At 42.7% G+C, this 26,477-nt stretch carries 19 protein-coding genes; 16 read left to right on the top strand and 3 right to left on the bottom strand.

Going from position 1 to position 26,477, the window contains the following annotated elements:
- Positions 1 to 14: 14 nt before the first annotated feature.
- Positions 15 to 1,811, bottom strand: a complete 1,797-nt coding sequence (locus NB463_RS22815) for an ABC transporter ATP-binding protein (RefSeq protein WP_006743267.1) — start codon at positions 1,809 to 1,811, stop codon at positions 15 to 17.
- 92 nt (positions 1,812 to 1,903) lie between these two features.
- On the opposite strand from NB463_RS22815, the gene NB463_RS22810 reads away from it, so the two are divergent.
- The 14 genes from NB463_RS22810 to rmf all read left to right on the top strand — a co-directional run bounded on the left by NB463_RS22810 (position 1,904) and on the right by rmf (position 23,047).
- Entirely contained in the window at positions 1,904 to 2,377 is a 474-nt protein-coding gene (locus NB463_RS22810; RefSeq protein WP_012841805.1) for a GAF domain-containing protein, read from the top strand.
- A gap of 97 nt (positions 2,378 to 2,474) precedes the next feature.
- Positions 2,475 to 3,101 carry an RNA chaperone ProQ gene (gene proQ / locus NB463_RS22805; RefSeq protein WP_047010360.1) on the top strand — a complete coding sequence of 209 codons (627 nt, stop codon included), beginning with the start codon at positions 2,475 to 2,477 and terminating at the stop codon, positions 3,099 to 3,101.
- Positions 3,102 to 3,118: 17 nt separating this feature from the next.
- Positions 3,119 to 5,125 (top strand): carboxy terminal-processing peptidase, encoded by a 2,007-nt coding sequence (prc, locus tag NB463_RS22800; RefSeq protein ID WP_047010359.1) that lies wholly within the window; start codon positions 3,119 to 3,121, stop codon positions 5,123 to 5,125.
- Between the two features lie 195 nt (positions 5,126 to 5,320).
- Positions 5,321 to 5,986, top strand: a complete 666-nt coding sequence (locus NB463_RS22795) for a hypothetical protein (RefSeq protein WP_005396553.1) — start codon at positions 5,321 to 5,323, stop codon at positions 5,984 to 5,986.
- A 228-nt stretch (positions 5,987 to 6,214) separates the two neighbouring features.
- Positions 6,215 to 8,821, top strand: a complete 2,607-nt coding sequence (gene pepN, locus NB463_RS22790; protein ID WP_258431558.1) for an aminopeptidase N — start codon at positions 6,215 to 6,217, stop codon at positions 8,819 to 8,821.
- A gap of 64 nt (positions 8,822 to 8,885) precedes the next feature.
- On the top strand, positions 8,886 to 9,104 hold the full coding sequence (locus NB463_RS22785) for a DUF2835 domain-containing protein (RefSeq protein WP_046876238.1): 219 nt from the start codon (positions 8,886 to 8,888) through the stop codon (positions 9,102 to 9,104).
- A gap of 201 nt (positions 9,105 to 9,305) precedes the next feature.
- Positions 9,306 to 14,147: an NAD-glutamate dehydrogenase gene (locus NB463_RS22780; protein WP_047010357.1), complete on the top strand. Its 4,842-nt coding sequence runs from the start codon at positions 9,306 to 9,308 to the stop codon at positions 14,145 to 14,147.
- Positions 14,148 to 14,460: 313 nt separating this feature from the next.
- Positions 14,461 to 15,471: a quinone-dependent dihydroorotate dehydrogenase gene (gene pyrD / locus NB463_RS22775; RefSeq protein WP_047010356.1), complete on the top strand. Its 1,011-nt coding sequence runs from the start codon at positions 14,461 to 14,463 to the stop codon at positions 15,469 to 15,471.
- A gap of 168 nt (positions 15,472 to 15,639) precedes the next feature.
- Positions 15,640 to 16,182, top strand: coding sequence for a cell division protein ZapC (locus NB463_RS22770; RefSeq protein ID WP_005396505.1), 543 nt, complete (start codon positions 15,640 to 15,642; stop codon positions 16,180 to 16,182).
- A 487-nt stretch (positions 16,183 to 16,669) separates the two neighbouring features.
- Positions 16,670 to 18,790, top strand: coding sequence for a bifunctional 23S rRNA (guanine(2069)-N(7))-methyltransferase RlmK/23S rRNA (guanine(2445)-N(2))-methyltransferase RlmL (gene rlmKL, locus NB463_RS22765; RefSeq protein WP_005396504.1), 2,121 nt, complete (start codon positions 16,670 to 16,672; stop codon positions 18,788 to 18,790).
- A gap of 21 nt (positions 18,791 to 18,811) precedes the next feature.
- Complete coding sequence (locus NB463_RS22760; RefSeq protein ID WP_074190119.1) at positions 18,812 to 19,054, top strand: glutaredoxin family protein; 243 nt, start codon at positions 18,812 to 18,814, stop codon at positions 19,052 to 19,054.
- Positions 19,032 to 20,951: an ABC transporter ATP-binding protein gene (locus NB463_RS22755; RefSeq protein ID WP_006743219.1), complete on the top strand. Its 1,920-nt coding sequence runs from the start codon at positions 19,032 to 19,034 to the stop codon at positions 20,949 to 20,951. The genes NB463_RS22760 and NB463_RS22755 overlap by 23 nt, the downstream gene beginning before the upstream one ends.
- A 7-nt stretch (positions 20,952 to 20,958) precedes the next feature.
- On the top strand, positions 20,959 to 22,692 hold the full coding sequence (locus NB463_RS22750; protein ID WP_258431557.1) for a DUF3466 family protein: 1,734 nt from the start codon (positions 20,959 to 20,961) through the stop codon (positions 22,690 to 22,692).
- A 181-nt stretch (positions 22,693 to 22,873) separates the two neighbouring features.
- The gene (gene rmf / locus NB463_RS22745) at positions 22,874 to 23,047 is read left to right on the top strand and encodes a ribosome modulation factor (protein ID WP_005377453.1); all 174 of its coding nucleotides are present in this window, start codon (positions 22,874 to 22,876) and stop codon (positions 23,045 to 23,047) included.
- Positions 23,048 to 23,167: 120 nt separating this feature from the next.
- Here the strand turns inward: rmf and fabA are convergent, their stop codons facing one another.
- On the bottom strand, positions 23,168 to 23,686 hold the full coding sequence (gene fabA / locus NB463_RS22740) for a bifunctional 3-hydroxydecanoyl-ACP dehydratase/trans-2-decenoyl-ACP isomerase (RefSeq protein WP_005396499.1): 519 nt from the start codon (positions 23,684 to 23,686) through the stop codon (positions 23,168 to 23,170).
- Between the two features lie 70 nt (positions 23,687 to 23,756).
- On the bottom strand, positions 23,757 to 25,397 hold the full coding sequence (locus NB463_RS22735) for a S16 family serine protease (RefSeq protein WP_053807435.1): 1,641 nt from the start codon (positions 25,395 to 25,397) through the stop codon (positions 23,757 to 23,759).
- Positions 25,398 to 25,607: 210 nt separating this feature from the next.
- Here NB463_RS22735 and matP point away from each other — a divergent pair, with 210 nt between their 5' ends.
- Both matP and NB463_RS22725 read left to right on the top strand, forming a co-directional pair.
- On the top strand, positions 25,608 to 26,057 hold the full coding sequence (gene matP, locus NB463_RS22730) for a macrodomain Ter protein MatP (RefSeq protein ID WP_053807434.1): 450 nt from the start codon (positions 25,608 to 25,610) through the stop codon (positions 26,055 to 26,057).
- 15 nt (positions 26,058 to 26,072) lie between these two features.
- Positions 26,073 to 26,384 carry a DUF3634 family protein gene (locus tag NB463_RS22725; RefSeq protein WP_005396496.1) on the top strand — a complete coding sequence of 104 codons (312 nt, stop codon included), beginning with the start codon at positions 26,073 to 26,075 and terminating at the stop codon, positions 26,382 to 26,384.
- The last annotated feature ends 93 nt before the right edge of the window (positions 26,385 to 26,477 follow it).

Raw genomic sequence — 26,477 nt, 5'->3', positions numbered from 1 at the left:
CTAACTTGAACGATTTAAGCGTGGGACTGTATGCCCCCATATAAGGTTTGATATAAGCCTTCTTGCTCAACTAACTCACCATGAGTACCTGTTTGCGTCACTTTTCCATCTTCAAGCACGTAGATCAAATCTGCTTGTTTTACGGCTGATAGACGGTGCGCAACGATTAATGTTGTTCTACCACGTAAGAATTCAGTCAATGCTTTGTGCAATGCCGCTTCAGTAGCGGTATCAAGCGCAGACGTGGCTTCATCTAAAATAACAAATTGAGGATTACTCAGCACCATTCTTGCGATGGCAAGGCGTTGTCGTTGACCACCTGACAAACGAATGCCGTTACGGCCGACTTGAGTATCCAAACCGTGGTTCAGTTGAGAAATAACATCTTGCAGCTGAGCAACTTCAAGTGCTCGCCAAAGTGACATTTCGTCAAAATTCCCACCGAGCGTTAGATTATGCCTCAAGGTGTCGTTAAATAGTATAGGTTGCTGTAATACCACGGCAATTTTGTCGCGAATTACTTCAAAACCAATATCTTCTGTTAATTCATCATTAAAGCGAATGCTACCGGAGTTTTGACGATAAACCCCAATAAGTAGTTGTATTAAGGTCGACTTACCGCCTCCGCTCGCACCAACTAACGCCACTTTCTTTCCTGCCGGTATATGTAAAGAAAGGTTATCTAGGACTTTGTTTTCATTATTATAAGAGAAGTCTACGTTTTCTACTTTAACATCGACTTCTCTGTCTTCTTTGAAAGGATTTACCTTAGGTACCGGTCTTTGTTCTTCTTCTAATACTAGTAAGTCGTTGATGCGTTTTAACGCAGCTTTCGCGCTGTACCAAGAAAACTGAATGCCGAGCAGCTCTTGAACAGGAGACAACATAAACCATAGGTAACCAAAAACAGCAAAGATTTGACCAATAGTGAGGTCACTAAACATGACCATCAGCATGGCGACGGCTCTGAATAACTCAAAACCGATTAAGAAGAGTAAGAAAGAGACGCGACCTGCCGCCTCTGATTGCCACGCATACTTGTCTGCATCCACGCGAACTTGGTTCGCACTGTCTTTGAGTTGCTGGAGAAATTCTCGCTCTTTATTGGCTGCGCGCAGCTGGTAAATGCCATCTAATGTTTCAACTAAACGATTTTGGAAAATTTCAAAAGAATGATTTTCCTTCCGTTTCAGATGTTTAACCATACTTCCTAGTTTACGTGAGAAGTAAATGACAATAGGGTTAACTAGCAGAATAAATAGACCAAGTCGCCAGTCGAGCCAAAGCAGAACGATGGCAGTACCAATGACCGTTAAAAAACTGATAACGAATTTTGCTAACGTAGAACCAATAAATTTATCAATGGTTTCAATGTCAGTGATAAGGTGGGCGTTGATGCCTCCGCTGCCTTTGGTTTCGTATTGGCGGATGCTGATACGACCAAGCTTGTCGATCATTTTACTGCGCATCTCAAACGTGATCGTTTTAGAAACAAGTGTAAATTGTCGGCTTTGAAGGATATTTAACCCCTGACTTGCAGCTCGCATCAGGACGACCAAGAAAAGGGTGAAAAATATATAACCCGTCGGAGTGTGCCACGCTTCAGGGAGAATGGCATTCATAGCAGCTAAGCCTTTTGCTGGTTGGTCCAATAAAACCTCATCAACCATCAACGGCATGAGAAGGGGGATTGGAACACTAATCAAGGTTGCAAGCACCGCTATCAAGTTCGCTATGATCAGCTTGGACTTGTGCTTTTTTACTTGTGTTATCAACCAAGAACGGCTAATAGTGTCATTTTTCAGAAGCATTGTAATTGAGAATAAGTCCTATTATAAAGTAGGGCTGCATTTTAGCGCCATACAGTGAGAATGGAAGCTTTTATAGTAAGTAGGAAGTTAATATGAACATAGAACAATACCATAGACTAACCAAACAAGCCGTTGCTCTAATTGAGTCTGAGCCAGACTTTATTGCTAACCTAGCAAACTTGAGCTCACTGCTTTTCATGGAATTGGACGATCTTAACTGGGCTGGCTTTTACCTAGCAAAAGGTGAAGAGCTCATTCTTGGTCCGTTCCAAGGAAAACCAGCTTGTGTCCGCATTCCTATGGGGCGCGGTGTCTGTGGTACTGCTGCAAAAACTAACACCATACAAAGAGTATACGACGTTCATGAATTTGAGGGACATATAGCGTGCGATGCAGCGAGCAATTCAGAAATTGTGATTCCATTTTCTATTAATGGAAAGGTGGTTGGTGTCCTTGATATTGACAGCCCAAGTATTGGTCGATTCAATGAAACAGACGAAGAAGGTCTCACTCATTTCATGGCTGAAGTAGAAAAGCTGCTTAATTCACACGCGAACGACGCATAAATTAGCCTTCGAGTGTGGTTTTTCCTTGGCATGTCACTATAATACGAGAATATTTTTTCTTAATGCTCGCGGAAATCCGCTCAAATCAGGACCCCTCATGACTGAAAAGTTAAAAAACAGCAAAGAAGTTATTGCATATATTGCTGAATGTTTCCCTAAGTGCTTTACTTTAGAAGGTGAAGCAAAACCTCTGAAAATTGGTATTTTTCAAGATCTTGCGGAACGTCTAAGTGAAGACGAAAAAGTAAGCAAAACACAGCTTCGTGCAGCGTTAAGACAGTACACTTCATCATGGCGTTACCTACACGGTGTAAAACCAGGTGCAGTACGTGTAGACCTAGATGGCAACCCTTGTGGTGAACTAGAAGAAGAGCACGTTGAACACGCGAAAGCGACACTTGCAGAAAGCAAGGCGAAAGTTCAGGCTCGTCGTAAAGAACAAGCACAAAAAGCTCGTGACGAGGGTAAGGCGAAAGCGAAACCTGCGGCTAAAAAGCCTCAACAGCCTCGTCGTACTAATAAACCAAAAGTACAAAAACCAACTAAGCCTGTAGAAACGCGCGCTCTAAATGCTGATGAAATCACAGTAGGTAACGCAGTTAACGTGAACATGGGCAAAGGAAACATGGCAGCGACCATTGTTGAAATCAATAAGGATGATGTACGTGTTCAACTTGCTAACGGCCTACAAATGGTTGTGAAAGCGGAGCACTTGCGCGCATAAAGGAGATACTCCTACGCATGAATTGCCGTTCAAAAGTGACCCTGATTGCTGCTAGCTTATGGCTAGCAGCATCAGCTCAGGCTCTTGAAGCCAAACTACATAAAGATGACCTGCCGGTTCTTTCTCCTGAAGTTCAGCATGAAACAGCTAGCAAACGAGTCACCTCGCGATTTACCCGCTCTCATTATAAGCACTTCAGCCTCAATGATGATTTCTCTAAAGCGATCTTTGAACGCTATGTAGAGTTGCTTGATTATAATAGAAATATTTTTACTCAAGCGGACATCGACTCTTTTAAAGACTGGTCAATTGAGCTTGATGATCAGCTAAAGGCTGGTAACAACCAAATTGCTTTTGATGTTTATAACCTCTCAATGCAAAAGCGTTTCGAGCGCTTTGCTTATGCGTTAACGCTACTCGACGAAGAGATCAAGTTTGATACTGATGACGAGATAGAGTTAGACCGTTCTGAAGCTGCATGGCCAAAAGACGAAGCGGAGCTCAACGAGTTATGGCGTAAGCGCGTGAAATATGACGCGTTAAATCTGAAACTGACTGGCAAAGAATGGCCAGAGATTAAAGAGGTTTTAGAGAAGCGTTATAACAACGCGATGAAGCGGATCACACAGACTAATAACGAAGATGCATTCCAGTTATATATGAATGCCTTCGCCCGACAAGTCGACCCTCATACTAGCTACCTTTCTCCACGTAATGCTGAGCAATTCCAATCGGAAATGAACCTTTCTCTGGAAGGTATTGGTGCCGTTCTGCAAATGACTGACGATTACACAGTAATTCGTTCACTTGTTGTTGGTGGCCCTGCGTCGAAGAGCAAGCAGCTTGGCGAAGGGGATCGAATCATCGGTGTTGGACAAGATGGTGAAGAGATTGTCGACGTGATCGGTTGGCGTCTGGATGATGTAGTTCAATTAATCAAAGGCCCAAAAGGCACAAAGGTTAATCTACAGATCTTGCCAGAAGGTAACGATGCGAAGAGTTACATTGTCACAATTGTTCGTGACAAAGTTCGCCTAGAAGATCGCGCAGTTAAGTCGGAGATCATCGAAAAAGATGGTAAGAAGATTGGTATTTTAGAAGTGCCAAGTTTCTACGTCGGTTTGTCGAAAGATACCGATAAACTGCTTGCTGAGTTAAAAACCAAAAACGTTGACGGCGTAATCGTTGATCTACGTAACAACGGTGGTGGTGCATTAACGGAAGCGACAGCATTAACAGGGTTATTCATTAAAGAAGGTCCTGTTGTTCAAGTTCGTGACAGCTATGGTCGTATTAAGGTGAACGCCGATACTGACGGAAAAGTGAGCTACGATGGTCCGCTGACGGTGTTGATTAACCGCTACAGTGCTTCAGCGTCTGAAATTTTTGCAGCAGCAATGCAAGATTATAATCGTGCAATTATTTTAGGTGAAAATTCTTTCGGTAAAGGTACGGTTCAACAGCATCGTTCACTGAATCATATCTACGATCTTTTCGATAAAGAGCTAGGCTACGTTCAGTACACGATTCAGAAGTTCTACCGTATTGACGGTGGAAGTACGCAAAATCGTGGTGTTGCACCCGATATTTCGTACCCAACACCAATTGAAGCTTCTGAAACGGGTGAAAGTGTAGAAGACAATGCACTACCTTGGGATCAGATTGATAAAGCAAAATATCAAACCTTCCCAAGCAACGAAGCACTAGTTGAAAAACTCACCGCTCTTCATAACAAGCGTATTTCTGATGAGATGGAATTCCGTTTCATCAATGAAGACATAGAGAAGTATCGTAAAGAAAAAGACGATAATATGTTGTCTTTGAACGAGAAAGTTCGTAAGGCTGAATCGGATAAAGCGGAAGCCCTTCGATTGCAACGCATCAATGAGCGTCAAGCTGCTTTAGGTAAGGAAGCGTTCAAAACATTGGATGATATACCTAAAGATTATGAAGCGCCTGATGTTTATTTAGATGAGTCTGTCGCGATTATGGTTGATCTGCTTAAGCAGAAAAATCAGTCATAATAACTGGCAATTCAAAGTAAAAAGAGTGAGTCTTTCAGGCTCACTCTTTTTTTATGTCTTTTCATCTTTGTTTGTATTGAGTATCAAGTAAGATATTCGCTTATTTTTTCCCAATAATTTACGTGATCTACATCTAAAATTTCGCGAAAGTGAGGACTACTGCCTAAGCTAAAAGAAAACGATAAGGATGCCGATATGAAATGGTTCTTTATTTTACTTAGCTTTTGCTGCTTTAGTGTGTTTAGCGGAGAAAACACCAGAGAAGATGAATTAAGTCACTTTGACACGCCGTTTCTCATCGGAGACTGGTATTTAATGAACCCAAACCCCGAAGAGTCGGCTGAAAATTTTCGTGCGATAAAACTGTCATTGGGTTCCGACTACAGCTTTTCTATTGATATTCAAAAGAAAGATTATTCTGTCGATCATTGGGAAGGATTGTATAACGCCAATGAAGACACCATCGTTCTTGGCTTAAACACAGATGAGCCTCAAATTTATGCCTATCGCAATAATCACAATACGCTTGATCTTAATGGTGTGACTTTTACTAAAGGGTTGTCTAACTCGCTAGCGGGCATATGGTCTAGCTCTTATGTATCTGGAGATGGCCTTGTGGCAAACAACATCAACCATATGGATCTGATACTTCAACCTGACTTCGTGTTTATGTTTCGGGTATCCAACGAAGAAGGGGATGAGTCAATCAAGCAAGGTGTTTTCTACACAGAAGATGAATATTTAGTCTTGCTCTATGAAAATGGCGAGCACGGGACCACCTATAAGCTCAACAAAAATGAATTAACGATTGAAGATTCAAATGGCGATATGTACGCGGTACTTAATCGGGTAACGCCTTGATAGCTTATCTTGCTACGACAAATTACGCGAGCATACGGTAAATTGTCAATGTTGTTTAAATGTTAATCAAAAAACGGAGCTAGAGCACTAAAAGCTCCGTTTTTTGATGGAAAGACTTGTATTCTGATACCACAACCCCTACAAATAGCTTATATAGTGATACCAGAACTGCATTTTTGATCATGCAGTCTGGTATTTTTGTTGTTCGACATACAAGGATTTATGCTCATGTCCCAAGCTCCCCAGGCCAAATATCGTAAAGATTATCAAGAGCCATCTCACGCGATTACCGATATCGATCTTACGTTTGATCTTTATGACAAAGACACCATCGTTACGGCGATATCAAAGGTTGCTCAAAAAGGCGATACAACAACGCTAGAACTCGATGGCGAGGGGCTTGAGCTGCGCGCTGTAAAAGTAAACGGTGAGGATTGGGCTCATCACGAAGTGAAAGAATCATCGCTTGTACTGACCGATCTTCCATCCGAGTTTGAACTTGAAATCGTCACCAAAATTGATCCTGAAGCGAATACAGCACTCGAAGGTTTGTACAAATCAGGCGGCGCATTTTGTACTCAGTGTGAGGCCGAGGGCTTCCGTCGTATTACTTATTACTTAGATCGTCCTGATGTTCTGGCAAAATACACGACAAAAGTGATCGCAGATAAATCCGCTTATCCATATTTGCTGAGCAATGGTAACCGAATTGCAGAAGGCGATGCAGAGAAAGGTCGTCATTGGGTTCAATGGCAGGACCCGCATCCAAAGCCAGCTTACTTGTTTGCTCTTGTCGCAGGGGACTTTGACGTACTGCGTGACAAATACACAACGATGTCAGGTCGCAGTGTTGATTTAGAAATCTTTGTTGATAAAGGTAACTTAGATCGTGCAGGCCATGCGATGACATCGCTGATCAACTCGATGAAGTGGGATGAAGAACGCTTTGGCCTTGAATACGATCTGGATATTTACATGATCGTTGCCGTTGATTTCTTCAATATGGGCGCAATGGAAAACAAAGGCCTAAACATCTTTAACTCAAAGTATGTTCTGGCGAATGACCAAACGGCGACGGATCGTGACTACTTAGGTATCGAAGCTGTAATCGGTCATGAGTACTTCCACAACTGGACTGGCAACCGTGTCACTTGTCGTGACTGGTTCCAACTAAGTCTAAAAGAAGGCTTAACCGTATTCCGTGACCAAGAATTCTCTTCTGACTTAGGCTCTCGTGCAGATAACCGCATCGATAACGTACGTATCATCCGTGGCCCTCAGTTTGCAGAAGATGCAAGCCCAATGTCTCACCCGATTCGTCCTGACAAAGTAATTGAGATGAATAACTTCTACACGCTAACAGTGTATGAAAAGGGCAGCGAAGTTATTCGCATGTACCATACACTCCTTGGCGAAGAGGGCTTCCAAAAAGGGATGAAACTTTACTTTGAACGTCACGATGGTACTGCTGCCACATGTGAAGACTTTGTTTCTGCGATGGAAGATGCCACCGGTGTCGATTTAAAACAATTCCGTCTATGGTACAGCCAGTCTGGTACACCGACGCTGCGCGTAAATAGCGAATACAATGCCAATGCAAAAACTTACGCACTAACGGTAGAGCAATTTACGGAGCCAACGCAAGACCAGGCTGAGAAGCAAGCGCTGCACATTCCGTTTGATATCGAGCTTTACGATTCGAAAGGTCGAGTTATCCCGTTGATGATTAACGGTAAATCGGTTCATAACGTGCTAGATATTAAACAAGATAAGCAAACGTTCGTATTTGAAAATGTCGAAGAACAGCCAGTGCCATCTTTGTTGCGTGAATTCTCGGCACCAGTAAAACTAGAATACGACTACAGTGATGATGAATTAGTCTTCTTGATGAAGCACGCGACGAATGACTTCGCTCGTTGGGATGCAAGCCAAATGCTATTGGCTAAGTACATTCGTCAGAACGTGAAAAACGTTCAAGCCGGACAAGACGTGTCGCTTTCTGAAGGCGTGATAGATGCGTTCCGTGGAGTGCTATTGGATGAGACGCTTGAGCCAGCTTTCATTGCTCAAGTTTTCTCTTTGCCTTCAATTAATGAGATTACTGGCTGGTACCAGCAAATTGACATCGATGCCGTAGACAAAGTGCTAAACAGCATTACAGTGTCACTTTCTCAAGATTTAGAAGATGAGCTAAGTGCAACTTATCATACACTGAAGCAAACAGAGTACACGATCGATCATGCTGCGATTGGCAAGCGTGCATTACGTAACCGTTGTCTGCAATACCTAGCACATACGGAAAAAGGTAATGATTTAGTGAAAGCACAATACGCATCTGCAAATAACATGACAGATACGATTGCAGCGATGAGTGCTGCAAATAGTGCTCAGCTTGAGTGTCGTGAAGTTCTTATGGCAGATTATAGCGATAAATGGAAGCACGATGGTTTGGTTATGGACAAGTGGTTTGCACTTCAAGGTAGCAATCCTGCAGAGGATGCTCTTGAAAAAGTAAAAGCAACCATGAACCACGAAGCATTTAGCTTGAAAAATCCGAACCGTACGCGCAGTTTGATTGGCTCATTCTTAAGTGCTAACCCTGTGCGTTTCCATGATAAATCTGGTGCAGGTTACCAATTTGCAGGAGAAATCCTTCGCCAACTTAATGATTCGAACCCACAAGTCGCATCTAGAATGATTGATCCTTTGCTTAAGTTCCGTAAATACGATGAAGGTCGCCAAGCTTTGATCAAAGCAGAACTTGAAAAGCTCAAAGCAATGGATAATCTTGCTAAAGACTTATTCGAAAAAGTGACTAAAGCACTAGACGAATAGTAAACAACACAATAGGGTGGTCATTAAGGCCACCTTATTGTTTATGTCACTTAGTTTTTACTTCATGAACTATTACTACTTCAACCTCAACATTTCATATCAAACGTTTTTATCCCATTATTCTGGCGCGGCAAGTGTTGTTCAAGTCGTCACACATAACGGTTTACGTTTGCAGTTACCCGCCGCACGATTCAGACCATTTCTTAGTCAATTAGGCATTAAAGGCCAGTTTAGACTAACAACTGACCAAAATAATAAGTTTCTTAAGTTAGAAACTCTGTGATGTATTGTATTTGCAGAGAGTTAAATAGGAATCTTAGTCACAGAATCGGACATTTCACCTCTTACCACCACGATTAGTTGTTAAACATTTGTAATTATGCTTTTACAATGGGCACATGCATTACCTATGCTTAGTTTCTAAGGTAACAACCTAGCTACTAAGTCCCCCTACAAAACAACAATTCTAATGTGGAGTGTGAATATGACCGCGCGTGAAAATGTAGTGCCGGTTCTGCTTGAAAAAGTTTACCAACTGATTCAAGACAAACTCGAGCTTTCTCACCAAACGCTTGTAACTAAACTTGCTCAACACTTATTCAGTAACATTGCTGATGATGACCTGATTCAGCGAAACGAATCCGATCTTTATGGTGCTGTCGTCAGCCTTTGGCACCATATCAATGAAAAAAAACCAGAAGAGATTTCGGTACGAGTATTTAACCCGACCGTAAGTCGTCAAGGCTGGCAATCCACACACACAATCGTAGAAATTGTTGTTCCAGATAGTCCATTCTTAGTGGACTCAGTCAAAATGGCTTTAGCGCGTTTGGACCTTGTTTGCCACCTAATGTTAAACAACCCAACACAGATACAGCGTGATAAAAAAGGCCAAGTTACCGACGTAAACGGTGAGGGTGGTGTTCTTCAATCACTGTTCCATATCGAGGTAGACCGCCTTACTAGTAAAGAAGAGATGCAAGCGCTTAAAGAAGAGCTGTTAAAAATTCTATCTGACACTCGTTTAGTCGTTGATGACTGGAAGCAAATGGTTGATAAGCTTAAGCTTGTGACTGATGAACTTGAGAAAAATAAAGATCGTGTTTCTATCCAAACGGATCGTATGGACGAAACGATCGCATTTCTTCGTTGGCTAGAAGATCATAATTTTACCTTTATGGGTTACAAAGATTATGACTTAGAAGAAGTCAATGGTGATACCGAGCTTGTTCCTGCTAAAGAGAAAGGACTTGGTCTATTTGCTGATGACAAGCGCGTCCGTAGCGTCAAGCTATCTGAACTTTCAGATTCAGCGCGGTTAGAAGCGAAAAAGCCATACGCTCTGATTATCACAAAAGGTAACAAAGCATCTCGTATTCACCGTCCAGCTTATACTGATTACATCGGTATTAAGAAGTTTGATGAAAACGGTAAAGTAATAGGTGAGCATCGCTTTACTGGTCTATATACCTCTGCCGTGTATAACCAAGCGGTACAAAGCATCCCTCTGATCCGTGAAAAAGTGGACCGTATCCTTGAAGCGAGCGGATATCGTCACGGATCGTATTCATACAAAGCATTGCACAATATCTTAGAAAACTACCCACGCGATGAACTACTTCAAGCAAATGAAGAAGAGCTGCTTGAGGTGGGTATGGGTGTTGTACAAATGCAAGATCGTGACCTACTGCGTTTATTTGTTCGTAAGGACCCATTTGGTCGTTTCTTTAGCTGCATGGTTTATGTCACTAAAGATCGTTACAACACAGAGTTACGTCGTCAAACTCAACGCATTCTTAAGCAGTACTTTGGTTGCGAGCAAGAGGTTGAATTTACAACGTTCTTCTCAGAAAGCCCACTAGCGAGAACACATTACATTGTTCGTGTAGACAATAACAACATTGACGTAGACGTGAAAAAGATCGAGCAAAACCTAATGGAAGTTTCTACCTCTTGGGATGACAGACTAAAAGAATCCATCATTGCTAACTTTGGTGAAAGCAAAGGCCTTCCTCTTTCAAAAGAATACATGAGTGCGTTCCCTCGCTCATATAAAGAGGACATGATGCCAGGTTCTGCGGTTGCAGATATTGAACGCTTAGAAGCGTTAAGTGATGATAATAAACTTGGCATGTTGTTCTACCGACCTCAAGAAGAGGGGGCGGATTCAAAAGCTGTTCGCTTGAAGTTATACCATCGCGATGAGCCAATCCACCTTTCTGACGTAATGCCAATGCTTGAAAACCTTGGCTTACGAGTGATAGGTGAATCACCGTATGAGATCGAGAAAAACAACGGACAGACATTCTGGATCCTTGATTTCTCTATGCTGCATAAGAGCGAGAAAACGGTTGATCTTCGTGAGGCTCGTGATCGTTTCCAACAAGCATTTGCCGCAATTTGGGCAGGCAACCTTGAAAGTGATGGTTTTAACCGATTGGTACTAGGTGCGTCGCTATCTGGGCGTGAGATTTCCATTCTTCGTGCTTATGCTCGATACATGCGCCAAGTCGGTTTCCCATTCAGTCAACAATACATCGAAGACACGCTAAGCCACTATCCAGACTTAGCAACAGGTCTAGTCAAGCTGTTCACCAAGCGATTCGATCCGAAACACAAAGGCAGTGAAAAAGGCCAAAACGATCTGATTAAAAAGCTAACAGAGCAGTTGGATCGTGTAGAGAGCTTGGATGATGATCGTATTATTCGTCGTTACATCGACATGATCATGGCGACACTTCGTACTAACTACTATCAATTAGACGAAAGCAAGCAACCTAAGCCTTGGTTATCTTTGAAAATGAAACCGAGCGATATTCCAGAGATTCCGCAGCCTGTACCCGCGTTCGAGATCTTTGTGTACGCACCAGATATTGAGGGTGTTCACCTTCGTGGCGGAAAAGTGGCTCGTGGTGGTTTACGTTGGTCAGACCGTCAAGAAGATTTCCGTACAGAGATTCTTGGTCTCGTGAAAGCGCAACAGGTTAAGAACACCGTTATCGTACCTGTGGGTGCAAAAGGCGGCTTTGTTTGTAAACGCCAGCCATCTCTCACAACCCGTGATGAGATCTTTGCTGAAGGCCAACGTTGTTACAAACGATTTATTCGTGCGCTACTTGATGTATCAGATAACATCATTGAAGGTGAAGTCGTGCCACCACAAAACGTTGTGCGCCATGACGAAGATGACCCATACCTAGTAGTGGCTGCAGATAAAGGCACAGCAACATTCTCAGATCTAGCGAACTCTGTTTCTGCAGAGTACAACTTCTGGTTAGGTGACGCATTTGCTTCAGGTGGTTCAAATGGTTACGACCACAAAGCGATGGGTATCACTGCAAAAGGTGGTTGGGAATCTGTTAAGCGTCACTTCCGTGAAATGGGCATCAACTGCCAGACCACTGACTTTACCGCAATCGGTGTAGGTGATATGGCAGGTGACGTGTTCGGTAACGGTATGCTGTTATCGAAGCACATTCGATTGCAAGCTGCCTTTAACCACATGCACATCTTTATTGATCCAAATCCAGATTCAGCCACCAGCTGGGAAGAGCGTAACCGCTTGTTTAATCTGCCAAGATCAAGCTGGGAAGATTACAATAAAGATTTGATCTCTCAAGGTGGTGGTATCTTCTCTCGTCGATCAAAATCGATCCAGTTAACGCCAGAAATTCAGAAAATGTTAGGTACTAAGAAAGCCTCTTTAGCGCCTAATGATCTGATTAAGATGATCTTGAAAATGAAAGTCGATCTGCTTTGGAATGGTGGTATCGGCACTTACGTTAAAGCATCGACAGAAACTCATACGGATGTTGGTGACCGTGCTAACGACATGCTACGCATTGACGGTCGTGACTTAAGAGCAAAAGTGGTTGGCGAAGGCGGTAACTTGGGTATGACTCAGCTTGGTCGTATTGAATACGCACTGACTGGCGGCCGAGTGAACACAGACTTCGTTGATAACGTGGGTGGCGTTGACTGTTCGGATAATGAAGTCAACATCAAGATCTTCCTTAATGGACTGGTTTCAAATGGCGATCTTACGGTTAAGCAACGTAACCAAATTCTAGAGTCTATGGAAGACGAAGTGGGTGAAATTGTCTTAGATGATGCTTACCGTCAATCTGAGTCGATCTCCGTTACTGAACAGCAAGGTGTTGGCATTGTTAAGGAACAAATTCGATTCATCCATACCATGGAAAAAGCAGGGTACTTGGATCGTGCTCTCGAATACATCCCTGATGATGAAACGCTAATCGAGCGTGAAAAACAGGGACTAGGTCTGACTCGCCCTGAGCTATCAGTGTTAGTTGCCTACGGTAAAATGGTACTTAAACAGCAACTTGTTACGGATGAAATCGCGAATGATGAATTCCATGCGAAACAGCTTGTTGAATATTTCCCAAGTGCGTTACGACGTAACTATAAAGAGCAAATGGTTAATCACCCACTGCGAGCTGAAATTATCGCTACAGCATTGGCTAACCAGATGGTTAATGAAATGGGCTGTAACTTCGTCACTCGTTTGCAAGAAGAAACCGGTGCAAGTGTTGTCGATATTGCTAACGCATACAGTGCGGCTCGTGAAATTTTCGATCTAGAAGCAATTCTTAAGCAGACTCGTGAACTCGATAATATCGCCACTGCTCAAGCTCAGTACGAAATCATGTTTTATGTTCGTCGAGCACTACGTCGAATTGCACGTTGGTTGCTTCGCAACCGCAGTGGTAAATGCACAGTTGGTGAGCTGATTGCTATCTACAAGCAAGATGTCAATGTTATCACTGAAACCTTAGACACTATGCTGGTTGAGTCTGAAGTAGAAGAACACAATGAACTTGCTCAAGGGTGGATTGAGAAAGGGGTAGAAGAGAAACTTGCACATCAAGTCGCTCGTTTATCCAGCTTACAATCTGCACTGGATATCTCATCAGTAGCGAGTGAAACAGGTAAAACGGTTGAGCAAGCATCGAAGCTCTACTTTAACTTAGGTGACCGTTTGTCGTTACACTGGTTCTTGAAGCAAATTAACAGCCAAGCAGTTGATAATAACTGGCAGGCACTGGCAAGAGCTGCATTCCGAGAAGATCTGGACTGGCAACAACGTCAACTTACGGCTCAGGTATTAAATTGCGGCTGTGCAACGGAAGAGCTAGACGTGATGAAAGCGTTAGAAGATTGGATGGAAACTAACGAGCAATCACTGCACCGTTGGGAAAGCATCTTGAATGAGTTCAAAGTTGGCTCTGTCCACGAATTTGCTAAGTTTTCTGTAGCACTTCGAGAATTAGTACTCTTGAATCTCAACTGTTCGTCGAAAGAGTAGATGAGCTAGTCAAATTGTAAGTAAGAGCCTCGTTATTTAGCGAGGCTTTTTTGTTGCTCATCGTTTCTACTATAGTGCGAGTGAGTTACAGCGTAACAGCGTTGGGAAGTTAAAATAGGCTGAAATCGATTGCTTTAGGGTGGTTAGTTATAAATTTTATTGTTGAAATCTTACTCTAATTGTTTGTTTTATATTTGAAAATATTAGAAAGATATAGGTTTTTACTTAATACATTCATTTTCATTGAATTACGATGAAAAACAGTAAATAATATTGTCCCGTTTATACGGGGCTTTTTTCTTTCGGAGGCACAATGCTTTACCGTCTAGCCAGAACTGGCTTTTTCCAACTCGATGCCGAGAAGGCACACGATCTTGCAATCAAGAACTTCCAACGCTTTAACGGCACACCACTTGATCTCTTTTACCGCCAACAATTACCAACTCGTCCAGTTGAGTGTATGGGACTAACATTCCGTAACCCAGTAGGTCTTGCGGCTGGCTTAGATAAAAACGGTGAATGCATTGAAGCATTTGATGCCATGGGCTTTGGCTTTGTCGAAGTTGGCACCGTAACACCTCGTCCGCAACCAGGGAATGATAAACCACGCTTATTTCGCTTAGTCGAAGCTGAAGGTATCATCAATCGCATGGGCTTTAATAACCTAGGCGTTGATAATTTGGTCGAGAATGTAAAGCAAGCAAAATTCAACTGTGTTCTCGGAATTAATATTGGTAAAAACAAAGACACACCAATTGAGAAAGGGGCAGAGGACTACCTGATTTGTATGGAGAAAGTGTATGAGTACGCAGGCTACATTGCGGTTAATATCTCATCACCAAACACTCCGGGTCTTCGTTCACTTCAATATGGTGAAGCGCTTGATGAACTACTTTCTGAATTAAAAGCGAAACAAGAAGAACTGTCAGAGAAGTACAACAAATACGTCCCGCTAGCATTAAAAATTGCGCCTGATTTGAGTGACGAAGAAATCTGCCAAATCTGCGATTCTTTATTGAAAAACAATATAGATGGTGTGATCGCGACTAACACAACTCTGGATCGCACGATCGTAGAAGGAATGAAACACGCCAATGAGGCAGGTGGTTTAAGTGGTCGCCCTGTGCAATCACGCTCTACGGAAGTCGTACGTAAGCTTCATGAAGAGCTAGGAGACAAACTTCCAATTATCGGTGTTGGTGGTGTTGATTCCTATGTTGCAGCCAAAGAAAAGCTGATGGCAGGCGCTAAACTTGTTCAAGTCTACACCGGTTTTATTTACCACGGCCCAGGTCTAGTACGTGATATTGTTAAGAATCTTTAACATACACATCAAAAACCACTGAAAAATCAGTAGCTATTACATAAAAAAGAGGACTTTGTTTCCTCTTTTTTTTTATCCGTTCGTTTGTAAAATTTAAAAATCACGAGTAGGTAATTAAGCGTCTTACCTCTTTACCACTGATTTAACTAGTCAAGAGAGAACGGAATAATGCTTAAACCCAGCGACAAATGGAATTGGTATTTTGACGAGCAAAAAGCTTGCTTAATGCTGGATCTGGGGGAGGAAATGATTTTCCAAACCAATTTATCCCGAAAATTGTTGGTTAACTGTGCCTTCTCAAACAATGAATTTACCGTTGATGACGCCAGTGCATTCCAAACGTTTAATGAACGTATTCGATGCCTCGACATCAGCGAATACCGCCAAGCTGAGTTAACACTGTATTGTGTTGCGGCAAAGCGCTTTCATAAACCTGTACAGCCTAAAAGCTGGTTCTTTGACGCACAGTCCTCTGGTTACGAGCCTGAAGAAGGGGACATGGTCTTTCTGACAAACCAATATTCTGATGGCATGTTCATCGTGTTAGAACCAGGCGAGACGTCGAGCTTATGTGCTTATGTTAACCAAGAAGCGTTTGTGCTTGATGGCAATAAGGCGCTTCAGTTTGGGCAGCCGATTAAAGTAATGCATGACCGCATGGCTTGTGCAAATCACCTCTTTGCAATAACCCCTATGGCAATGGTGGGGTAAACCTGTTTAATTTTTTCTTTATTTCGTTCCTTTGTTTGCATTAGTCGACCTCGTTAGGTCGATTTTTTTTGTCCTTTCCTTTGATACTAGAGCCCCATCAGCCATGAAACTGTATGTTTTCTATGCATGCAAACATGAAGCTGGTCACTTTTATTTTACTTATTTCAATCTGATGACTCCCTTAACTAGGCAACCTAGCGCTTAAAATGACCCCATTTATTCCCCTATAAGGCAAAAATGTAAGTAACTTACATCAATAATCATTACCTGGTATATACCAAAATCAATGTAAATAAGTATTCACTTCTTTCCAAGGGAACAAAATTTCGTTCGTGAATAAAAACACTCAAATTGAAGATGTTGAAAGTTTCAGATCATTTTGTTGGTGATGATTTGAACTAACAGGTGGGGAAATTCCTTTAAAAACGAGGCATTGATCGTAAAGTCAGGTATAATTGAAGCCATTTTTTATCAGCGAAAGAACACTATGAATCAATATCTCGCGGTAACTTCAAATGGCATGGAAAATTTGCTTGTTGAAGAACTGACTAAACTAGGCATTGAAAATGCGAAACCAGTACAGGCAGGCGTAAAATTTAAAGCGACAAACGAACAGGTTTATCGCTGTTGTTTGTGGAGCCGTTTAGCGTCTCGATTTGTACGTGTTTTATCTGAGTTCACGTGTAACAACGACATGGACTTGTATTTATCTACATCTGCTATTAACTGGGTTAACCAATTTCATAGCTCTAAACGTTTTGTTGTGGACTTTAACGGCACAAACCGTGAGATCAGAAATAGCCAGTACGGTGCGATGAAAGTCAAAGATGGCATCGTAGATTGCTTTGAAAATAAAGGTTTGCCGCGTCCCAACATCAGTAAAGAACGCCCAGATGTTCGTATCCACGTTCGTTTGCATAAAGATAAAGCGTTGCTTGGGATCGATATGGTAGGCAGTGGTTTGCATCAACGTGGCTACCGACCAGAATCGGGTCGTGCCCCGTTACGTGAAACGCTTGCTTCTGCGATTATCATGCGTTGTGGCTGGGATGGGCATCAACCATTACTCGATCCAATGTGCGGTTCTGGTACTTTGCTTATTGAAGCTGCGATGATGGCTGCCAACATGGCTCCTGGCGTTAAGCGAAAGCAATGGGGTTTCGAAGTGTTGGAAGACTTTGAACCAGAGACTTGGGCAGAGATTAAATCAGAGGCTAATGTTCAAGCTAGACGAGGTGTCAAGAAAGTTGACGCTAAGTTTTTTGGCTTCGATAACGACCCTAAAGTATTAAAAGTTGCTCAAGAAAACGCGCGCAGAGCAGGCGTTGAAGAATTGATTGAGTTTGCACAAGGTGATGCAGCAACCATTACTCGTCCTGCAGGATTCGAACACGGTGTTATCGTTTCAAACCCACCTTACGGTGAACGTCTAGGAACTGAGCCGGGGCTAATTGCGCTCTACACCGCATTTGGTGGACAGCTAAAATCTGAGTTTGGTGGATGCAAAGCCTCTATCTTCTCGAGTTCAGACGAGCTGCTGAGCTGTCTTCGTATGCGTGCTGATAAACAATTTAAATTGAATAATGGTGCGTTACCTTGTCACCAAAAGAACTACAGTATTGCAGAGCGCAGTGCTGATGAAGTGAAGGGTGCTGATACTAATGTTCAAATCGCACCAGACTTTTCAAATCGTTTAAAGAAAAACATTGGCAAGATTGGCAAGTGGGCTCGTAAAGAGAAGCTTGATTGCTACCGAATCTATGACGCTGATCTTCCTGAATACAATGTGGCGATAGACGTATACGGCGATCAAATCGTAATTCAAGAGTATGCTGCGCCAAAAAACATTCCAGAAGAAAAAGCAAAACGTCGCCTAACGGATATCATTCGTGCAACGATTCAGGTGACAGGTGTAGAGGCGAACAAAGTTGTACTTAAAGTTCGTGAAAAGCAGAAGGGTCGCAGCCAATACCAAAAATTAGGTCAGGTATCAGAGACGCTTGAAGTAAACGAGTACGGTGTGAAGCTGATCGTAAACCTTCATGACTATCTAGACACTGGCTTGTTCTTGGATCATAAGATCACTCGTCGTCGCTTAGGTGAAATGGCGCAAGGTAAAGATTTCTTAAACTTGTTTGCATATACTGGGAGTGCGACGGTTCACGCAGCGGTTGGTGGCGCTCGTTCCACAACGACTATTGATATGTCAAATACCTACTTGAACTGGGCGAAAGACAATATGCAGCTTAACGGCTGTGTAGGACGTCAGCATCGCTATGAACAAGCAGACTGCTTGCAATGGCTAGAAAACGCGAAAGGTGAGTACGACTTGATCTTTATTGATCCACCTACGTTCTCTAACTCTAAGCGTATGGAAACATCATTCGATGTACAACGTGACCACATTAAACTGATGAAGAATCTTAAACGTTTACTAAGAAGTGAAGGCACTATCGTATTCTCGAATAACAAGCGCCACTTCAAGATGGATGAAGAGTCGCTGGCTGAACTTGGTTTGAAGGCTCAGAATATTTCTTCTCAAACGTTACCATTAGATTTTGCGCGTAATAAACAGATTCATAACTGTTGGCTAGTAACGCACGCGTAGTATAAACAAAAGGATTAATACGTGCTGATATTGTATAGCACGGAGGGATGCCATCTTTGTGAGATGGCATTTGCTCTAGTAGACCAAATTGGTTTGGCCGAGCAAACAGATATCATTGATATTGCGTTCGATGATGCACTGTTTTCTCGTTACGGCGTCACAATACCCGTATTAAAGTATCAAGATTCTGAGTTGAACTGGCCGTTTGACTTAGAACAACTCACACATTGGTTGGATAATAATGGCATTACTTACCATTCATAACGCACAACTTGCATTTGGTGACCACCCATTACTGGACAAAGCGGAGTTCGCTCTTCAAGAAAACGAACGCGTTTGTTTAGTGGGTCGCAACGGAGCAGGTAAGTCCACGTTAATGAAAGTGCTTGCCGGCGACATTTTGTTGGACGACGGCAAGATTCAAATCACTCAAGACGTCGTTGTTTCTCGACTTGAACAAGATCCACCGCGTAATCAAGAGGGTACGGTTTACGAATACGTATCTGGCGGTTTGGCTGAAATCGGCGAACAACTGAAGATCTATCACGATCTTCTCGATCTTGTTGCTCAAGACCCGAGTGAGAAAAACATCAACCGTTTAGCCAAGGTTCAAGAGCAGCTTGACCATTCTAATGCTTGGCGTTTTGATGACCGTGTCAAGAACGTACTTGGTGCTTTAAAACTAAGCCCAGAAACCAAACTAACCGATTTATCCGGTGGCTGGCAGCGTAAAGCTGCTTTGGCTCGCGCGCTGGTTTGTGACCCTGATGTATTGCTTCTTGATGAGCCAACAAACCATCTTGATGTAACAACTATCGAATGGTTAGAGAACTTCTTAAAAGACTTCAAAGGCTCGATCATCTTTATTTCTCACGACCGTGCGTTCATCAAATCAATGGCAACACGCATTGTTGATTTAGATCGCGGGCAATTAGCTTCTTTCCCTGGTGATTACGACAACTACCTAGAAGAAAAAGAAGAGATGCTCCGCGTTGAAGAAATGCAGAATGCTGAATTCGACAAAAAGCTTGCTCAAGAGGAAGTTTGGATTCGGCAGGGCATTAAAGCACGCCGAACTCGAAATGAAGGTCGTGTACGCGCATTGAAGAAACTTCGTGAAGAGCGTCGCGATCGCCGGGATGTCCAAGGCAAAGTTAACCTTAATATCGATGATGCTTCACGTTCAGGGAAAATTGTATTTGAAGCAGAAAACATATCTTTTGCTTACGAAGGCAAGACAATCGTCGACAACTTTAGCTTTAACATTATGCGCGGTGACCGTATTGCACTTATCGGACCAAATGGCTGCGGTAAGAGTACGGTACTTAAATTGCTATTAGGGCAATTGGAAGCGCAGTCTGGTCGTTTACACTGCGGAACAAAATTAGAAGTCGCGTACTTTGATCAGTACCGAGAGATTTTGGATCCAGAAAAGACAGTGATCGATAACTTAGCGGATGGGAAACAAGAAGTAATGGTTGGGGGACGTCAGCGTCATGCGCTGAGTTATCTTCAAGACTTCTTATTTGCACCTAAGCGCGCAAGAACCCCGGTTAAGGCGCTCTCTGGTGGTGAGAAAAACCGATTACTGCTAGCTCGTATCTTGTTGAAACCAAACAACTTACTTATTCTTGATGAACCAACCAACGATTTGGATATCGAAACGTTGGAACTTTTAGAAGAAATGCTTGCCAACTATCAGGGCACATTGCTTTTAGTTAGCCACGACCGAGAGTTTGTTGATAATACCGTTACCACAAGCTGGATCTTCGAAGGAAACGGAGTGATTGAAGAGTTTGTTGGTGGTTATCACGATGCAAGACAGCAGCGTGAGCAGGTATTGGCGGTTCGTCAAGCGGTTGAAAAGCCAGCGAAAAAAGAAAAAGTGGTTGAGGAAACTCCCAAAACAACTCAACCTAAGAACAACTCGAAGAAGTTATCGTATAAGCTGCAAAGAGAATTAGAAGCTCTACCAGCTAAACTAGAACAATTAGAGTCGGATATCGAGGGCCTTCAGGAGCAAGTGAACGATCCAGAGTTCTTTGCTAAACCTGTAGAGCAAACTCAGCCGGTATTGGAACAGCTTGCTGCACTAGAGCAGGAGTTGGAAATCGCATTCGAGAGATGGGAAGAACTCGAAGCAATGCAACAGGATAGTTAAGAATTCAATGAATTGTAGTAATAAATTCAAATTGACCGCCATTGCGATGATGGTTGGTACCACAATGAACGCACAGGCGGCATTGTATCAAGTGGTTGAGGTTTCACCTCAGGATCATGGTTCAAACGGTGACTACCAAACGGCTTACGGCGTTGCAATTCAGCAAGGTGATGCGGGTACAGATCCTTCAACAGGTTCCCCTTTCGCTTTGGGCTGTTTTGATGCAGCAGCAAACTGTACACCAGGCCAATTTAAGCTTGCGATGGAAACTCGCACAACACCTATTTCAGCGACACAAGCCGTGGATGGAAATAGCTATCGTGAGGAAATTCCATTTGGATTGGACGCGGGCTTTTATTACATCCAAGAACTCAAAGGTTTTGAACGTTACTGTTATAACCAGCTTCGCTATTCTACTTGTGACTCTTGGGCTTCTGTAAACTGGACCCCATGGAATAAAGAGCGTAGTAAAGACTTTACTTCTAATGCGTTAGCATTTGTAGAAGGCGATTCTGCTGCTTATAAAAATGAATATAACAATGTTATCAATCAGCTTACCGAAGATGGTGCAGCTGTCGGTAATCAAAGTAAAGTCAGCAGTGAAAACCAGTCGACACTGGAAACAAGAAATACAGTCGTAGCACCTATTGAACCAAATTTTGTTACAGGTGATAACGACGCAAGCGTTGTGCAAAGCCACGCTTGGAAAACCGATGGCATTTTTACCGTTGGTAGTGTATCTCGAACGGCAAGCAATACCAATGGCGCTCACCACACATCGAAAGCAGCTATTTGGGATCAAAGTGGAACCGTCAGTGAGTTGGCTTGGCCAAGTGGCACATCTAAAGACGGAGAAAGACTGGCTCAAGGAAGCATGCGTGACCTTGTCACAGATGGAACAACGGTTTACGGCGTGGGTTACAACACATACAGTGATGATAACTATCTGAATGCTACTGTTTTTGTCGGAACCCTAGAGGCAGAAGGTAGCGTTGAAAACGCAACTTGGAAAAACAAAGTTGTTGTAGGAGCGAGACAGCGTGAGGGCGATGATACGGTTCATACAAACTCACGATTAACCGATGTTAACTCAAATTTTGTTGCTATTGGTGAAGCAAAACGTTCGGGCGGATACTTAATGCCAACGGGCTCTGCTCCGAATCGTCTCTTTATCGTAAATGATGTTCGTAAGGATTCTATTAACGCTTTTTACCCAAGTACCGGAATTTTCTTCAGCGGTGCGGGCGGTAAGATGGGCGGGATCAACTCTTACAATGAAATTGTCGGACAACTTGATGCGGAAACGACGCGTGAAGACGATGGTAAGCCACGTCGTAAGCGCGGTTTTATCTACCCATATAGTGTAGGTGGTGAGACTAGTGAACGTGCTTCAACACTATTTAATGGAAAAGCTTGGTTCCTAGATAGTTTGACTAATGGCGGTGACTACTCTGAACAAAACAACCAGTTCCGTATTCTTGACGCAACCGATATCAACGATGCAGGTGTGATTTCTGGTACCGCGATGAAATGTGCTGGCGGTTACAGTACAACAGCAAACAATGCGACATGTAGTTCTGATGAGCAAATCGTAGCTGTAAAATTGGTGCCTATTGCAGGTGCGACTGAGAAGGACATTGTGTCTCGAAGCGTTGACTCAACGACAACAGAGCGTCAAGGTGCAGGCCTTGGTTGGTTAGCTTTGACCATGCTTGGATTGTTTGGGTTCCGTAGAAAATAGTCAAAAATCGTCAGTAATTTTTAAATCAAGCAGAGGCTCACACATTTGAGCCTCTGCTTTTTTTATGCCTTGAGAAATCACTCAACTTGATCGATTCTTATAAGTGGAGTCATAAAAACTCCATCAAAGTTTCACAATAACAGCTGTACGTTAGTAAATGGACCTGTATGAGGAATTAACTATGAAGAGACAAAAGCGTGATCGCCTAGAACGAGCTCAATCTCAAGGCTATAAAGCTGGGTTGAATGGAAGGTCTCAAGAGGCTTGCCCATATCAACAAGTTGATGCTCGGTCGTATTGGTTAGGTGGTTGGCGTGATGCCAGAGATGAAAGACAATCTGGTCTCTACAAATAAACTCTCCACATACAAAAAGAAGGATTCGAAAGGGCTCTACGGAGCCTTTTCTACATTTATAGACTAGGCAAACAAAAAGGCCCCTAAATAGGAGCCTTTATAAATCGATTAAAGTCGTGATTAGAAGTTTGAAGTGTCTTGGAACAAACCAACTTTCAAATCTTTCGCAACGTAGATTTCTTTGCCATCTACGCATACACGACCGTCAGCCAAACCCATTACTAGTTTACGATTTACGACGCGTTTCATATGGATTTCGTAGGTTACTTTTTTCGCCGTCGGTAGGATTTGGCCTGTAAACTTCACTTCACCAACACCTAGAGCGCGACCTTTACCTTTACCGCCAACCCAGCCAAGGAAGAAGCCAACAAGTTGCCACATCGCGTCAAGGCCAAGGCAGCCAGGCATTACTGGATCACCAGGGAAGTGGCAATCAAAGAACCACAAATCTGGAGTAATATCCAATTCCGCCAAGATCAAACCTTTACCAAAATCGCCCTCTGTCTCAGACATTTTAGTAATACGATCCATCATTAGCATGTTTGGCGCAGGAAGCTGAGGGTAACCAGGCCCAAACAGTTCCCCTTGGCTAGAAGCAAGTAGATCGTCACGGTTATAAGAATCACGTTTGTTTTGCATTATCAATTACTCCAATTTTTGATAGCTGCATCTTAGTGAACACGTGTACGCTAAACAACTCCGATCAGTACTAGACAAACCAGTTTTTGATGCGCTGCACAATTCCTTCTGGATGCTCATGTCTTTCAAAGTTTTCAATACGTTCCGCTATTTTGCCAATAATGCTCTCGTCTTCGCCTCTAAAAGGTTTATTCATAACAATCGGAATAGCTTCATCTACCGTAGAGACGGACCAAATATGGAACTCACCATTTTTAATGCTTTCTATTACATCTTTATGTAATGCAAGGTGTTTAAGGTTTGATTTCGGCATGACAACGCCTTGATTTCCCGTAAAACCCTGATGTTTACAAACCTGATAAAAACCTTCAATTTTCTCGTTCAAGCCACCGACTGCTTGCACTCGACCAAACTGATCGACGGCTCCTGTAACCGCAACTTGTTGATTAATTGGAGATTCAGATAACGCACTCACCAAGCAACAAAGTTCTGCGAGAGATGCGCTGTCACCGTCAACTTCACTATAAGACTGTTCAAATACAATCGAGGCAGAGTAAGGCAGTGGTTCATCCAGTTTTAGAGCAGAGCTTAAGAAAGCTTGCATAATCATCATGCCTTTCGCATGTAGATTGCCTCCAAGCTCAGCTTTGCGCTCAACATCGGAAACATCGCCATCACCAAAGTGAATTACACACGATATTCTGGCAGGCTCACCATAGCTGACAGGGTGTCCAGCCATATCGATGACGGTTAGGCCATTGATTTGACCAACTTGTTCCCCAGTTGTCTCAATAATGACTTGTCCATCTAAAATATCGTACACGGCACGCTGAGGAAGATAGGATTCGCGATAATACTTGTCGTCAATCGCTTTATCTAATGACTCGTAATCTAATGTTTGGCCATCACTGAACTGGCTGGCAAGTGTTAGAAGTTGAGAATGCCACATTACACCTAACGGCAAATAATGTTGATCTTCAGTAAATCTCATACCAGCTAGCAACAGTCTTCTAAAGCCACATTCCGTTAAGTGAGGCAGCTGATATTGAGAACATATCCAGTTCACCAAACCAAAGTAATCTGTCAAATTCTGCTCTGACAAATGAATATCTTCTTCAACTTCGGTATACATGGCAAAGCCTGAACAAAAGTCCTCGTCGATATATTCTAGCTCTGCTAACTGACTTCTTTCCCCAGTTACAATCAGTTTTACATCATAAGCTTTAGATGGCGGTACTGAAGTAGGTAAGCGAGTAGGGCTTAGGTTCAGTGGCTCGATAAGGTTTTGTTGAATTGCAGACTTTATATTCGGCCAAAGTCCCGGGTTAGCCAGAATGAGATTAGCAGGTACAATCAAATAACCGTCGTCAGCTTGTGAAATCAAGCCAGGTTGGAAGGCAATATCACCACTTACATCAACACTGTAACGGTCAAATAAACGTTTGGCATCAAGTGATTCCGACAAAACAATCGCAGCGTTAGAATGACTCTGAAGAGCTTTACTGATGAACTCTCTATAGACAGAATTATCGACGCAGTTAATGAGTAGCACGCGTGTCAATCCCGACATTTTGGAAAAGCGAGATATCGTTGCCGACATCCTCGGTTGAAGATCAGTAAAAGACTTCTTTGGTAACGAAGGTGCAGACTTTAAAAGTGCTTCGTACTGCTCAAGTGAAGGTGTTACGTCTTGCCAATTAAGTTGGTTCATTAAAATTCATCGTAATTCAATCTTGCCGACATTATAACGAAATGGACTATAACACCCTAGCACCAATTTGGTTCGCTCACGGCATTCAACACTCAATGAACAATACTTAGACAAATGAGTGATCAACATCGATACTTCTAAGAGTTTTATTTGCCCAAGTAAATTATCTGGGTTACGCTGTCACTAGGTTATGTTTATGGGTCGGAATAAATGAAATATCAGCAGCTTGAGAATCTAGAGTGTGGGTGGAAATGGAAGTATCTCATCAAGAAATGGAAAGATGGTGAAGCGATTACCCGACATATTGATACAAGTGAAGCAGATGCCGCGGTTGCAGAGCTAAAACGCCTTGAACACGAACCTACGCTTGTATTAGCTTGGATAGAAAACCACATGTCAGAAGAGTTGGACAACAAACTCAAGCAGGCTATCCGAGCGAAAAGGAAGCGTCATTTCAATGCAGAGCAAGTCCATACAAAGAAAAAGTCCATTGACTTAGATTATCGAGTTTGGGAAAAGCTTTCTAGCAGAGCAACCGAGCTCGGTTGTACATTATCTGACGCAATTGAATATCTACTTTCTGAAGCATCGAGAAGTGAAAAAGCGAGTCAAAAAGTTACCTCGATCAAAGAGGATTTGAGTAAATTGCTATCTAGCTAGGATAGGGAGTGCCAAATGTTATATGTAATCTTAATTGCTGCCATCGTAATCTTTTGGTTGATCGCAGTTGATAGACCAGTGCTAAAAGTAAAGTTTGATAACGGCCATATCAGTAACGTAAAAGGGCATCTACCACCTTCTTTCAAACATAACTTACAAGATATTAGTGAACATAATCCGTTTAGTGGTGAAATGAAGGTATATAGCCAACGAACTGGCATGCGTTTGAGCTTTTCCAAGGACGTTCCCAAAAAAATCCAACAGCGGATTCGCAACGTTTTTCCGCATCAAGGTTTCAAAGCGAGCAAAGGCAAGAAGCGAGCTTAATTACATATCAGTTACTTAATCGTGTTAAATGGGACGCAATATAGCGTCCCATTTTCGTATCTATAGAAAAATTATTTATCATTGATTAATCAA

Origin of the sequence: Vibrio sp. RM-41-2B, from assembly GCF_024744415.1 — a bacterium.
Lineage (GTDB): Bacteria > Pseudomonadota > Gammaproteobacteria > Enterobacterales > Vibrionaceae > Vibrio > Vibrio diabolicus.
The sequence above is the reverse complement of the archived record's forward strand: the minus strand, read 5'-3'. Positions and strand labels throughout refer to the sequence as shown.

Excerpts from the sequence above, each read along its gene's own strand:
- rlmKL (WP_005396504.1), top strand. The coding sequence starts at position 16,670 with ATGAATCAATATCTCGCGGTAACTTCAAATGGCATGGAAAATTTGCTT.
- prc (WP_047010359.1), top strand. The coding sequence starts at position 3,119 with ATGAATTGCCGTTCAAAAGTGACCCTGATTGCTGCTAGCTTATGGCTA.
- proQ (WP_047010360.1), top strand. The coding sequence starts at position 2,475 with ATGACTGAAAAGTTAAAAAACAGCAAAGAAGTTATTGCATATATTGCT.
- rmf (WP_005377453.1), top strand. The coding sequence starts at position 22,874 with ATGAAGAGACAAAAGCGTGATCGCCTAGAACGAGCTCAATCTCAAGGC.
- matP (WP_053807434.1), top strand. The coding sequence starts at position 25,608 with ATGAAATATCAGCAGCTTGAGAATCTAGAGTGTGGGTGGAAATGGAAG.
- pyrD (WP_047010356.1), top strand. The coding sequence starts at position 14,461 with ATGCTTTACCGTCTAGCCAGAACTGGCTTTTTCCAACTCGATGCCGAG.
- pepN (WP_258431558.1), top strand. The coding sequence starts at position 6,215 with ATGTCCCAAGCTCCCCAGGCCAAATATCGTAAAGATTATCAAGAGCCA.
- NB463_RS22750 (WP_258431557.1), top strand. The coding sequence starts at position 20,959 with ATGAATTGTAGTAATAAATTCAAATTGACCGCCATTGCGATGATGGTT.
- NB463_RS22735 (WP_053807435.1), bottom strand. The coding sequence starts at position 25,397 with ATGAACCAACTTAATTGGCAAGACGTAACACCTTCACTTGAGCAGTAC.
- NB463_RS22815 (WP_006743267.1), bottom strand. The coding sequence starts at position 1,811 with ATGCTTCTGAAAAATGACACTATTAGCCGTTCTTGGTTGATAACACAA.
- NB463_RS22755 (WP_006743219.1), top strand. The coding sequence starts at position 19,032 with ATGGCATTACTTACCATTCATAACGCACAACTTGCATTTGGTGACCAC.
- NB463_RS22810 (WP_012841805.1), top strand. The coding sequence starts at position 1,904 with ATGAACATAGAACAATACCATAGACTAACCAAACAAGCCGTTGCTCTA.
- NB463_RS22795 (WP_005396553.1), top strand. The coding sequence starts at position 5,321 with ATGAAATGGTTCTTTATTTTACTTAGCTTTTGCTGCTTTAGTGTGTTT.
- NB463_RS22725 (WP_005396496.1), top strand. The coding sequence starts at position 26,073 with ATGTTATATGTAATCTTAATTGCTGCCATCGTAATCTTTTGGTTGATC.
- NB463_RS22780 (WP_047010357.1), top strand. The coding sequence starts at position 9,306 with ATGACCGCGCGTGAAAATGTAGTGCCGGTTCTGCTTGAAAAAGTTTAC.
- NB463_RS22770 (WP_005396505.1), top strand. The coding sequence starts at position 15,640 with ATGCTTAAACCCAGCGACAAATGGAATTGGTATTTTGACGAGCAAAAA.
- fabA (WP_005396499.1), bottom strand. The coding sequence starts at position 23,686 with ATGCAAAACAAACGTGATTCTTATAACCGTGACGATCTACTTGCTTCT.
- NB463_RS22785 (WP_046876238.1), top strand. The coding sequence starts at position 8,886 with ATGAACTATTACTACTTCAACCTCAACATTTCATATCAAACGTTTTTA.